We start from the raw sequence: 12,180 nt of genomic DNA on the forward strand, positions 1-12,180 counted from the left end.
GGGATCCTGCTCTGCAGCGGCTGCCACCACCGAATACACGACAACGGCTGGCAGGTGGAAATCATCGACAACGTGCCGTGGTTCATCCCTCCGGCCAGCGTGGACCCCGACCGGACGCCCCGACGTGGAGGGCGGATCAGCATCGACACCATCGCCTGCTGAGGCGCGCGAGCAACGTGGTGCTCGCCTCGCCCGCTATCGGCTGCGGACTGGCAGAGCGGTCTGATGCTGCGCTTGCCAGAGGGCTCGGGCGATCACCTTCTCGTCGCGGGCGTTCACGATGGCGCGCAGGATGATCGCCAGCAGCGTGCCGATCAGGCCACCGATGGTGTTGGCGAAGACATCGCTCATCGTGGCGAAGCGTGCGGTGAGCAGACCAGCCTGGGTGAGCTCAATGGCCACGGAGAGCGCCGGCGAGACCAGAACGGCGACCCACCAGATGCGGGCGGGAAGTGCCAGACCGAGCAGGAAGCCGAGTGGCACGAACATGAGGATGTTCGCCGTGAACTCCAGCTTGTTGTACCCGAACCACTCAGGCACGCCGTTGCGGTGCAGCACGCCGAGAAACTTGTCGATCGCGGATTCGAAGCCCTGGTCAAGCGGGGTCGGTGAGAGCGTCATGGCGGCAACGACGCCGATATAGGCCAGAAGCAGCAACAGGGAGGCGTTGCGGCGGGCATGGCTCGGTGGTGGCTGTTGGCTCATTCGCTGGCGCCCCTCGGTTACCGGTCACGTGAAAGAGCCAGCGTAGGTGACGCGCTGGGAGTTTCGCGCATCGGTGGGCGCGGCCCGCGCGTCGGCCGCGCCCGCCGATGCCGCCAACGCCGCCAATGCCGCCAATGCCGCCGGCGCTACTGCGTGGAGAAGGCCGCATCGAAGCTCGTCGCCGGCTGTTTCCAGAGCAGCGAGCGAATGTAGGCGAGTGCCTGCGGGCCACCGTGCAGGCGGTCCATGCCCGCGTCCTCCCACTCGACCGAGATCGGACCGGTGTAGCCGACCGCGTTGAGCGCCCGGAAGGCGTCCTCCCACGGCACATCGCCGTGGCCGGTCGACACGAAGTCCCAGCCGCGGCGCGGGTCGCCCCACGGCAGGTGCGAGCCGAGCACCCCGGCCCGGCCGTTCTGCGGCCGCATCCGCGTGTCCTTGCAGTCGACGTGGTAGATCCGGTCCTGGAAGTCCCAGATGAAGCCGACGGGGTCGATGTTCTGCCACATCATGTGGCTGGGGTCCCAGTTGAACCCGAACGCGGGGCGGTGCCCGATGGCATCGAGGGTGCGCACGCTCGACCAGTAGTCGTAGGCGATCTCGCTCGGGTGCACCTCGTGGGCGAAACGCACGCCCTCGTCGTCGAAGACGTCGAGGATGGGGTGCCAGCGGGTGGCGAAGTCCTCGAAGCCGGCGTCGATGACGCTGGCCGGCACGGGCGGGAACATGGCGACGTACGGCCAGATCTTGGAGCCGGTGAACCCGACGACGGTGTCGACGCCGAGCTTGCGCGCCACCCGCGCCGCCCGCTTCATGTCGTCGGCCGCGCGCTGCCGGACCCCCTCCGCGTCGCCGTCGCCCCAGGTGTAGTCGCGCACGATGGCCTGGTGGCGAAAGTCGATCGGGTCGTCGCAGACGGCCTGCCCGGTGAGGTGGTTGGAGATGGCGTAGACGCTCAGGCCGTGCCGGTCGAGGGTCTCCAGCCGCGAGCGCAGGTACGCGTCGTCCTCGTCGGCGCGCTTGAGGTCGAGGTGGTCGCCGGATGCCGCGATCTCCAGCCCGTCGTAGCCCCACTCGGCCGCCAGCCGCGCCACCTCCTCGAACGGGAGGTCGGCCCACTGCCCGGTGAAGAGCGTGACCGGATGCGTCGGGGTTTCGACAGGCTCAACCGACGGGGTCTGCGCACCCGGCGGGGTCGGCTCCTGTGGCGCGTGCTGCTCGGTCATCGGTGTTCCCTCTCGTTCTGCAAGGCGGTTAGGTAGGCGAAGGAGTCTGCGGCGAGCGCGTCCTGGCTCTCGGCGAGGGGCCGCCAGACGGAGGCCGCGACGGCGATGGTGGCGTTGTCGCCGGTGAAGCTCTCCAGGCCGAGCGGACCGCGGTACTCGACGTCGTCGAGCGCGTCCAGGAACGCCACCCAGTCGATGTGGTCGTCGCCGACGGCGCCACGGTCGTTGCCGCAGACCTGCACATAGGCGAGGTGCCGGCCGGCCCGGCGGATGGCGTCGCCGATGCTCTTCTCCTCGATGTTGAGGTGGTAGCTGTCCAGCGCGAGCCCCAGGCCGCGGCCGAGCAGCGGGCCGAGAGCGGCGAGCGCTTGCTCGACGGTGTTGATGAGGCTCGTCTCATAGCGGTTGAGGGGTTCAACGGCCAGGCGGATGCCGCCACGCTCGGCCCGGTTCACGACGGGCGCCAGCGCGGCGCGCAGCTCCTCGTGGTGCGCAGCCCTGTCGGCATCCGACATGCGCCAGGTGCGCCCGGTTGCCGCGTAGAACGGGCCGGCGACGATGCGTGAGCCGATGCGCTCGGCCACGTCGATGCAGTGCACGAGGTAGTTCTGGGTGGCGACGATCTCGCTCGCCGGGGCGGCGACCAGGTTGCGGCCGGGGCCCATCGCGCCAACCACGATCGGCAGCAGGCGGTGCTCGGCCAGCACGTCGCGAGCGCGCTCCGGCGACCAGTCCCCCGGCGTCTCGACCGGCAGCTCGATCGCGCCGAAACCGAGGGCCGCGGCCTTGGCAGCGAGCGTCTCGAGGGTGGAGTCGGTGAGCGGGCTCGTCCACACCCACGTGTTCACGCCGAGCGTGCGTCTCATACTGCCTCCTTGCAGTCGTGGTGACGGCGTCACCGGGGAGAACCAGATGAGCCTGTCGAAACCACCGTAGAGGTTTCGACAGGCCCACCGCTGGTCAGGCTCCTTACGGAATCTGGCGTTCCTGCCAGATCGTCGGGTAGCCGGGCAGGTCTTCTCCGCCGAACTTGGCGTAGTGACCGTCGGGCATGCCGTCGTTGGCTGCGAGGTACTGGTCAACCTCTTCGGCCGTGATCGGGCTCTGCGGCAGCACCCACTCCTGGGGAACCTGCTCGCCGGCGAAGATCATCTGGGCGGCGAGCAGCGGCGTCCGCCACTGGAAGTTGGAGTAGACGGGGGCGAGGCCGGTCAGACCGGTTTCCTTCCACTTGCGCAGGAAGCTCATCTCGTCTTCACCGGTCATGACCGGGTAGTCCACTCCGGCGTCCTCGAAGGCCTCGATGGCGGCGACGGCGCCGTCACCGGCGTCCATCCAGATGCCCTTGACGTCACCCTTGGCGAGCTCATCGGAGATGATCTTCTTGATCTCGACCGGGTCGGCACCTGTGAAGTAGTCGACGGCCTCGATGCCGGCCTCATCGAAGAGCTTCTCGGCCGCTGCCCAGCGCTGCTCGAGCACGTCGACGCCCGGCAGGATGCGCAGGGCCACGACCTTGTCACCCTCCTGGAGGTTGTCGATCAGGAACTCGGCGGTGTCGATGCCCCACGCGAATCCACCGATCGGGTGGATGAACGTGACGGGGCAGTCGGTCTGCACGCCGCGGTCGAAGACGATCACTGGCAGGCCGGTGTCGCAGGCCCGCTCGACAGCCGGGGTCATGGCCGCCGTGCTGTTCGGCGAGATGACGAAGAAGTCGCAGTTGCCCTCGTTGATGAAGTAGTCGATGTCGGCGATCTGCGTGTCGTCGCTGTCCTGCGCGTCACGGGTCTCGAGCTCGCTGATCGCACCGGATTCCTGCAGCGCCTTCAGCTGCTCGTTCATGGTGATCCAGCCGGTCTGGCGCCAGGGGTTGGAGATCGAGGCGTTCGCGAAGCAGCCCTTCTTGGCCCCTTCCGCCTTGTACTGGCTGGTGTCGACCATCTCTGCATTGATGTACTGCAGGTACGGCTTGCCGTCCGGCCCCTCTGGCACGACGGAGCGCTCGGCGTCCTGCTTGTCAAAGAGCGCCTGGTCGAACCACTCCACCGATGGCGCGGCAGTCTCTTCGCTGCCGGTGGTCTCGGTCGGGGCGGTCACGCCCGGGTCGGTCGTGCAGCCGGCCAGGGTCAGCAGCGCAAAAGCTCCGACCATGGCGGACACTACGTGCATTCGTCGCATCACAAACCTCCTTGGTTGTGTGTCTTGTCGCCCTCGGGGTGCGCTGAACCAGCGTTCAGAGGGGTGTGAGTTGCAGTGCGAGTCGCGCCCTCCATCGGGCGCTCCTCCTTCTCCGGTGTGGGGGAAGCTTGTGCCGGCCGCGCGCGGCGGCGCGAACGGACGGTCGTGGCCGAGTAGGCCACGGCCGCGATGATGATGACGCCCTGGATGGCATCGCGCCACGTCGACGGGACGTCGTAGAAGTTCAACAGCGTGAACAGGGCCTCCAGCGCGAAGGCTCCGGCGGCCGCGGCCACGACCCACCCGCGCCCACCGCCGAGCACCACCCCGCCGAGCACGACGGCGGTGATGGCAATGAACTCGTAGCCCCGGCCGACCGAGGGGTGCACGCCGGCGTAGCCGACCAGCAGGATGCCGGCAACCGTCGCCGAGAGCGAGGAGAGGATGAAGGTGCTCGTCTTGACCCACCAGCTGCGCGCTCCGGCGTACTTCGCGACGGTCGGGTTGTCGCCGAGGGCGATGATGGTGCGGCCGAACGGGCGCTTCATGAACCACACGGCGAGGCCGAGCACGACGGCCAGGATGAGCACCGACCAGGGGATGAACTCGAGCACGGGCACGTCGCGGATGCCGCCGCGCCCGATCTGGCGGAAGGAGTCGGCCGGGTTGCCCGTCGCCGCGCCGCCCGTCCAATAGAACACGGCTCCGAGCAGCGCGAGCATCATGCCGAGCGTCACGATGAACGACGGCACCTTCAGGAACGAGACGATCACGCCGTTGATCAGTCCGATGACGGCGCCGAAGACGAACATGAAGATGAGCACGGGGATCGAACGGCTCTCGTCCTGGCCGATCAGGTTGCCGGCGATCACGACCTGCGCCGTCACGAGCGACCCCATGGACAGGTCGAACTCGCCGCCGACGATCACGAAGTACTGGCCGATGGCCACGATCGCGACGGGGGCGACGCGCTGGATGAAGCGCATCAGCTGGTCGGGCTCGGCGAAGCCCGGGTTGCGGATGGTGATCGCCACGAGCAGCACGATCAGCAGCAGAAAGACGGCGCCGCGCGGGCTCACCAAGGTCTTCACGGCGTTCATGACCGGTCTCCCACGTTCGTGTCGAGCTGGGCCGAGTTGTGCTGGGCCGCGCTCTGCTGGGTCGATTCGGGCTGGGCCGAGTCGGGCTGGGTCGAGGCGGATGCCGGGGCGGGCGCCTGCGCATCCGGGCCCGCATCGCCCTCCCTCTCCGTGGCCGATCCGCCGGGGCCGAAACGTGCCCGCCGGCGCTCCACCTGGCGCCCGGTGTAGACGGCGACGGCCGCGACGATGACGATGCCGCGCACGACGTCCTTCATGAACGGGTTCACCTGCAGCACGCTCATCACGTTGTCGAGCACCGCGAAGATCGCGACGCCGCCGATGGTGCCCCAGATCGAGCCCCGCCCGCCGGCGAGCAGGGTGCCGCCGAGCACGACCGCGGCGATCGAGAGCAGGTCGTAGCCGCCCTGGGTGCCGACGGTCGGGCTCCCGACGCCGAGACGGCTGGCCAGCAGCAGACCGGCCATGGCGGCCGCCACCGAGCAGAGCACGTGGGCGAGGATCACCGGGTTGGCCGTGCGGATGCCGCTGAGCCTGGCGACCTGTTCGTTGCCGCCGACGGCGTAGATGTGGTTGCCGACCCTGGTCCGGTTGAGGAAGAGCGCGGCCAACAGCGCGACGGCGAGCATGATGACGGTCGACACCGGCACGGGCCCGATGCCGGTCGCGCCGATCAGCTGGAACTCCCAGGGCACGCTGCCGCTGGTGCCCTTGTAGTTGGTGTCGAGGTAGCCCTTGATGATGAGCCCCATGCCGAGGGTCGCGATGAAGCCGTGCACCTTGAGCTTGGTGACGATCAGGCCGTTGGCCAGGCCGATCAGCGCCGCGACGCCGAGGGCGACGGCGACCGCTGCGGCGATGTTGGCCGGGTTGCCCTTCATGATGTCGGCGGCGAGCAGGCTGGAGAGGCTGATCACGTAGGGGACGGAGAGGTCGAGCGAGCCGCAGAGGATCACCAGGGTCTGCCCGATGGCCACGAAGCCGAGCACGCTCATGCCGGTCAGGATGTCGCGGATGTTGCCGGCGCTGAAGAAGCTGCGCCCGACGGTGGCGACGAGGATCGCCCCGATCACGATCACACCGATCAGCGCTAGGTAGACGATCACCGTGGAGTCGAGGCGACGCCCCGAGCGGCGCCGTGCGGAGACCGCGTTCATGCCCGTGTCCCTTCGTGTGCGGATGCCGCGGCCCCCGTTGCCGCCGAGAGCACCTGCTCCTCGGTGGAGCCCGCGGGCAGCTCGGCGACGATGCGGCCGTCGTGCATGACGAGGATGCGGTCGGACATGCCGATCACCTCCGGCAGCTCGGACGAGATCATCAGGATCGCGACCCCCTCCCGGGCGAGCTGACGCATCAGCTGGTAGACGGCGATCTTCGCGCCGACATCGATGCCGCGGGTCGGCTCGTCGAGCAGCACGACCCTCGGCTTGGTGGCCAGCCATTTGGCGAGCACCACCTTCTGCTGGTTGCCGCCGGAGAGGAACTGCACCTCCTGGCCGAGGCCCTGCGAGCTGATCTCGAGCGAGCTGAGCACGCCGGGGATCTCCTTGCGCACGGCCGCGGTGCGCCGGGCGAAGACGCCGCGTATCACCAGCAGCGCATTGTCGAGGACCGACTGGCCGAGCGCGAGGCCCTGGGCCTTGCGGTCTTCGGTGATGAGGGCGACGCCGTGCTTGACGGCGGCCCGCGGGCTGCCGATGCGCACCGGCGAGCCGTCCAGCGTGATGGTTCCCCGGTTGAAGGGCGCCGCCCCGAAGATCGCCTCGACGAGCTCGGTGCGCCCGCTGCCCTGCAGCCCGGACACCCCGACGATTTCGCCGGCGCGCAGCTCGAGGTCGATGCCGTCGACGAAGGCGTTGCCGCCGTCGCTGACCGCCAAGCGGAGCTCCCCGACCGTGGTTCCCCCCACAGGGCCGGGGAAGAATGTCTCGATCGAGCGGCCGACCATGCGGCGCACCAGCTCGTTCGTGTCGAGCTCTGCGGCGGGGCCGCTGCTGACGAGCGCCCCGTCCTTGAGCACCGTGATGCTGTCGCAGAGCTCGAAGATCTCCTTGAGCCGGTGGCTGACGTAGAGGATGGCGACGCCGCGCGCCTGCAGCCGGCGGATGATGCCGTACAACAGCGCGACCTCGTGATCGGCCAGCGCCGCCGTCGGCTCGTCCATCGAGATCACCCGGGCGTCATAGCTGAGCGCCTTGGCGATCTCGACGATCTGCTGTTCGGCCACGGTGAGCGAGCCGACGCGGGCGGTCGGGTCGATGAAGTCGATGCCGAGCTCGTCGAGCAGCGCCTGGGTCTGCCGCACCATGGCGCGCTGGCTGACGAAACCGGCCCGGCGGGGCTCGCGGCCGAGGTACACATTCTGGGCGACGCTGCGGTCCGGCAGCAGGTTGAACTCCTGGAACACCGTGGCCAGCCCGGCCTTCATCGCCTGCACCGGGTGGCCGAACACCACCGGCTCGCCGCCGAGTGTGACGACACCGGCGTCCCGCTCGTAGACTCCGGCCAGGATCTTCATGAAGGTCGACTTGCCGGCGCCGTTCTCGCCGACGAGGCCGTGCACCTGGCCGGGCATCAGCTCGATGCCGACGTCGTGCAGCACCGTCACGCCGAAGAAGCTCTTGCTCAGGCCGGTGGCGGTGAGGATGGGCACGGGGGCCATGGGGGTCTGCTCGCTCATTCGGTGACCTCCACCCAGCGGCCGGATGCCGCGGACTCCAGCACGGCGGCGGTCACACGCACGGCGCGCAGGCCGTCCGCGAAGGTCGGCAGGCCCTCCGGTCGCGCCCCGTCCGGCGCGACGGCAGCCGCATAGCTGTCGGCGACGAAGGCGTTGAAGGCGTCTTGATAGCCCATCGGATGCCCGGCGGGCACGACGCTGAGCCTGGCCGCGTCCGGCGACAGCAGGCCGGGATCGCGCACCAGGTGGCGGAAGCCGGATCGGCGGCCGAGCCAGAGCTCGTCCGGCCGCTCCTGATCGAAGCGGATGCTCTCCTCTGTGCCGGAGAGCTCCAGGACGAGGCTGTTCTTGCGCCCGAGCGCCACCTGCGAGATGAGCAGCGTGCCGACGGCTCCGCCGCGCATCTCGACGACGAGTGCGACGAGGTCTTCGGTGGCGATGTCGCGATTGTTCGAGCGCTCGCCGTAGACGGTGCGCGTCGTGGCGTTCAACCGGGCGATCCGATCGCCGGTCACGAACTCCAGCAGGTCGACGAGGTGGGAGCCGATGTCGGCGAACGCCCGGGACGGGCCGCCGAGCTCGGCGTTCACCCGCCAGTCGTCCGAGAGCGGCTCGGCCAGCCAGTCCTGCAGGTATCCGCCGGTCAGGCTGAGCAGCCGGCCGGTCTCGCCGCTCAGCACGCGGGCGCGGGCCTCGCGCACCATCGGGTGGAAGCGGTAGACGAACGGCACCGTCGCGCTGAGGCCGCTGGCCTCGGCCCGGCGGGCCAGCTCGGCCGCGTCGCCGACCGAGGTCGCCAGCGGCTTCTCACAGATGACGTGCTTGCCCGCGTCCAGCGCCGCCAGCGCGAACGGGGCGTGCGTGGTGTTGGGGGTGCAGATGTGCACGACGTCGATGTCGCCGTCGCTGAGCAGCTCGTTCACCGAGGAGTAGGAGCGCTCGAGCCCGAGCAGCGCCGCGGCCTGTTCGGCGCTGGCGCTGGAGGAGGCCGCGGCCCCGGCGAGCGTGGCACGGGCGGCCCTGGCTGCCCGGCTGTGCACGGCGGCCATGAAGCCGGCGCCGATGAATCCGGCCCGGAGTGCGCCGGTGCGGCCAGCGGCGGCCTCGGCGAACGCGGCACGAGCCAGGCTCGTCGCGTCCGCAGTGGCGGCAGAATCAATGACGGTCTTTGTCATGGGGAGAGTGTGACACACGTTGCGCGACTTTTGCTAGTTAAAAATCAAAAGTTGTTTGTCACGATTCAGCTTCGCCTTTATCAACTCCTGTAAGCCGATGTGATTTACTGTGCCCATGGTCGACTTAAACCGCGGTTCCGCGCTCGGGAGCTCCGGCGCCAGCGAGCTCTTCCAGCTGCTGCGCGACGGGCAGCCCCGTACGCGCGCCGAACTCGCCGCGCTCACCGGGCTGGCCCGGTCCACCATCGCGGCCCGGGTCGAGACGTTGATGGCGCTGGAGCTCATCTCCCCCGTCGGCGACGCGGCGTCCACCGGCGGCCGCCCCTCCTCGCAGTTCGCGCTCAACGCCTCGGCACGCATCGTGCTGGCCGCCGACCTCGGCGCCACCCACGCGACGCTGGCGGCGACAGACCTGGCGGGCGTGATCCTCGGCGAGGTGCACGAGGACATCGACATCGCGAGCGGCCCAGAGGCTGTGCTCGGCTGGATGGTGTCGGCCGCCCGGCAGCTGCTCGACGAGCTCGGCCGGCCGCACCACGACCTCATCGCCATCGGGGTCGGCGTGCCCGGCCCGGTCCAGCATTCCACCGGGCGGCCGGTGAACCCGCCGATCATGCCCGGCTGGGACCGCTTCGACGTTCCCGGCTGGGTGCAGCAACACCTCGAGGTGCCGGTGCTCGTCGACAACGACGTGAACATCATGGCCCTCGGCGAGCGCGCGTTCGCCTGGCCCAACACCGAGCACCTCATGTTCGTCAAGGTGGCCACGGGCATTGGCGCCGGCGTCATCTCCGGCGGGCTGTTGCAGCGTGGCGCCCAGGGCATCGCGGGTGACATCGGGCACGTGCAGGTGGCGCGCGGCGCCGGCATCCCCTGCCACTGCGGCAATCGCGGCTGCCTGGAGGCCCTGGCATCCGGCCCGGCCATCGCCAAGGCGCTGCGCGAGGCCGGGCTCGACGTGGCCACCAGCCGCGACGTCATCGAGCTGGTCAAGCGCGGCAACATCGAGGCGATCCAGGCCGTGCGGCAGGCCGGTCGCGACATCGGCGAGGTGCTCACCGCCGCGGTGAGCCTCATCAACCCCTCCGTGATCGCCATCGGCGGCTCGATGGCGCGCGCCGGCGAGCACCTGATCGCCGGCGTCCGCGAGATCGTCTACACCCGCTCGATGCCGCTGGCCACCGAGCACCTGTCCATCGTGCAGAGTTCGGCCGCCGAGAACGCGGCAGTGCTGGGCGCCAGCATGCTCGCCATCCACCACGCGCTCTCCCCGGCCGGCGTCGACGCCCTCTCGCCCCGCGCCTGAGCCCTGACCGGCGGCCGCACCGCCTGGCCCCGGCCCGGCCGTCGGCCGGAGATCGCGCCGACACACCGGCCCGATCGGCCGGCCACCCGCCGAGCCGACCGAATCTCCGGCCGGGTGCACACAGCGGCGCGCGCCGAGAGACAATAGGGGGGTGAGTGATGCTGTGCTGGGCCTGTTCGACACCGATTCTGACGGTGCTGGCTCACTGCACGGCGGGGCCCCCGCGGCATCCGCGGCCCCCTGCCTGACGCGCATTGTGGCCGATTCCGGTGACCGAGCCGCCTGGATGTACGCCAGGGCGCGGGGCATCACGGCGACGGATGTCGCCAAGCTCTCGACACCGCGGTCGATCCAGTCGGCCGCCTACGAGAAGCTCAACGGCTCGAGCTTCAGCGGCAACTCCTGGACCAACCACGGTCGGGCCCGCGAGCCCGTGATCGCCGAGTGGGTGCGCCGCGAGCACGGAATCGAGCCGAGCTCGAGCCTGTTCCACGCCGCAGAGGAGCGGCTGCACCTGGCCACGCCGGATGGCATCGCGGTGCGCACGGGCGGCCGGGTCGAGCTGGCCGAGATCAAGACCACGAGCAAGGCGTGGCGCAGCATCCCCCGTCCGTACATGCGCCAGGTGTGGTGGCAGCAGTACGTGCTCGGCGCGGAGCGCACCCTCGTCGTGTGGGAGCAGCACGACAACTTCGTGCCGATCGGCGAGGAGCCGCTCTCGCGCTGGGTGGACCGCGACGACGAGCAGATCGCGCTGCTGATCGGCCTGGCCGGGCAGCTGGTCGACGAGCTGCGCGACCGCACCGCCCGCAAGCTGGAGGCGCAGGCCGCGGCCTCCGCCCGCGCCGCCCGGGCCGCCGAGGCGCGCGAGCTCTACGGACCCGGCGCCCTCTACGTGCCCTGATGGCCACCCTCCTGCTGCACGGGCTCGGCGCCGACCGGCGTCAGCCGCTCGAGCTGTTCGGGCCGGTGCTGGCCGACTCCCCGGAGCCGGTCGTCGCGCTGGATGTGCGCGCCCACGGCGCCTCGCCGTTGATCGGGTCGGCGGCGGACTTCACACTGCCCGCCCTGGCCGCAGAGCTCGCGGCATCCGCCCGTGCCGCGCTGCCGCCGGGCGAGCCCGTCACCCTGCTCGGCATCTCGATGGGCGCCGCCCTCGCGCTGCGCATCGCCCTCGACGAGCTGCTGCCGGTGCGCCGGGCCGTGTTCGTGCGGCCGGCGTTCTCGAGCGAGGCGCTGCCCCCGAACCTGCACGCGTTCCCGGTGATTGCCGAGCTGCTCACCCGCCTGGGCCCCGCGGAGGGGGTCGAGTCCTTCCGCGAGAGCTCGCTCTACCAGGAGGTCGCCGCCGCCTCCCCGGCCGGCGGGCGCGGCCTGCTCGGCCAGTTCACCGCCCCGGATGCCGTGGCGCGGGCGGTGCGGCTGACCGAGATTCCCCGCAATCGCGCCTATCGCGACACCGCCGAGCTCGCGGCGCTGTCTGCCCGCGGCGTGCCGGCGCTCGTGGTCGCGGCGCCGCGCGACCCGGTGCACCCGGTGGAGGTGGCCGCCGAGTGGGCAGAGGGGCTCGGGGCCGAGCTGCTGACCGTGCCCGCCCGCGACGACTCGCAGCCCGCGCAGACCGCCGCGCTGCGGGCAGGCCTCGCCGAATGGCTGCGCACGGCCGGCTGAGCCGCGCCGCACGATGTAGTTGACCAGGAAGGCCGCGCTCTTCGTGGGCGGAACGCACGAACAGCTTGTTTCGTCGGGGTTCAGCTGCTTTTCCCGCTGAAGAGCAGGCCGTTGCCGATCGTGAACAACACGCACC

The 12,180-nt window shown here is 70.2% G+C and carries 11 protein-coding genes; 3 read left to right on the forward strand and 8 right to left on the reverse strand.

Annotated features, from left to right (window positions below; all coding sequences use genetic code 11):
• Positions 1-195: 195 nt before the first annotated feature.
• The 8 genes from GY24_RS15460 to GY24_RS15495 form a co-directional block, all read right to left on the reverse strand.
• A complete protein-coding gene (locus tag GY24_RS15460) occupies positions 196-705 on the reverse strand; it encodes a VanZ family protein (protein ID WP_104477290.1) in 510 nt (169 codons plus the stop codon).
• A 146-nt stretch (positions 706-851) separates the two neighbouring features.
• The gene (locus tag GY24_RS15465; protein WP_104477292.1) at positions 852-1,931 is read right to left on the reverse strand and encodes a sugar phosphate isomerase/epimerase family protein; all 1,080 of its coding nucleotides are present in this window, start codon (positions 1,929-1,931) and stop codon (positions 852-854) included.
• Positions 1,928-2,797: a sugar phosphate isomerase/epimerase family protein gene (locus tag GY24_RS15470; protein WP_104477293.1), complete on the reverse strand. Its 870-nt coding sequence runs from the start codon at positions 2,795-2,797 to the stop codon at positions 1,928-1,930. Before GY24_RS15470 ends, GY24_RS15465 begins: the two co-directional genes overlap by 4 nt.
• Before the next feature lie 103 nt (positions 2,798-2,900).
• On the reverse strand, positions 2,901-4,112 hold the full coding sequence (locus GY24_RS15475; protein ID WP_083365177.1) for a substrate-binding domain-containing protein: 1,212 nt from the start codon (positions 4,110-4,112) through the stop codon (positions 2,901-2,903).
• Positions 4,112-5,212, reverse strand: coding sequence for an ABC transporter permease (locus tag GY24_RS15480; RefSeq protein WP_104477295.1), 1,101 nt, complete (start codon positions 5,210-5,212; stop codon positions 4,112-4,114). The genes GY24_RS15475 and GY24_RS15480 overlap by 1 nt, the downstream gene beginning before the upstream one ends.
• Positions 5,209-6,369 (reverse strand): ABC transporter permease, encoded by a 1,161-nt coding sequence (locus tag GY24_RS15485; protein ID WP_104477297.1) that lies wholly within the window; start codon positions 6,367-6,369, stop codon positions 5,209-5,211. Before GY24_RS15485 ends, GY24_RS15480 begins: the two co-directional genes overlap by 4 nt.
• Positions 6,366-7,892, reverse strand: coding sequence for a sugar ABC transporter ATP-binding protein (locus tag GY24_RS15490; RefSeq protein ID WP_202972968.1), 1,527 nt, complete (start codon positions 7,890-7,892; stop codon positions 6,366-6,368). The genes GY24_RS15485 and GY24_RS15490 overlap by 4 nt, the downstream gene beginning before the upstream one ends.
• A complete protein-coding gene (locus GY24_RS15495; protein WP_104477299.1) occupies positions 7,889-9,067 on the reverse strand; it encodes a Gfo/Idh/MocA family protein in 1,179 nt (392 codons plus the stop codon). The genes GY24_RS15490 and GY24_RS15495 overlap by 4 nt, the downstream gene beginning before the upstream one ends.
• 115 nt (positions 9,068-9,182) lie before the next feature.
• Here GY24_RS15495 and GY24_RS15500 point away from each other — a divergent pair, with 115 nt between their 5' ends.
• From GY24_RS15500 to GY24_RS15510, 3 genes are all read left to right on the forward strand, one after another.
• On the forward strand, positions 9,183-10,373 hold the full coding sequence (locus tag GY24_RS15500) for an ROK family transcriptional regulator (protein WP_104477301.1): 1,191 nt from the start codon (positions 9,183-9,185) through the stop codon (positions 10,371-10,373).
• Between the two features lie 286 nt (positions 10,374-10,659).
• Positions 10,660-11,277: a YqaJ viral recombinase family protein gene (locus GY24_RS15505; protein ID WP_104477309.1), complete on the forward strand. Its 618-nt coding sequence runs from the start codon at positions 10,660-10,662 to the stop codon at positions 11,275-11,277.
• On the forward strand, positions 11,277-12,044 hold the full coding sequence (locus GY24_RS15510; protein ID WP_104477304.1) for an alpha/beta fold hydrolase: 768 nt from the start codon (positions 11,277-11,279) through the stop codon (positions 12,042-12,044). Before GY24_RS15505 ends, GY24_RS15510 begins: the two co-directional genes overlap by 1 nt.
• Positions 12,045-12,180 lie beyond the last annotated feature (136 nt).

It is taken from the genome of Microterricola pindariensis, assembly GCF_002936985.1.
Taxonomy (GTDB): domain Bacteria; phylum Actinomycetota; class Actinomycetes; order Actinomycetales; family Microbacteriaceae; genus Microterricola; species Microterricola pindariensis.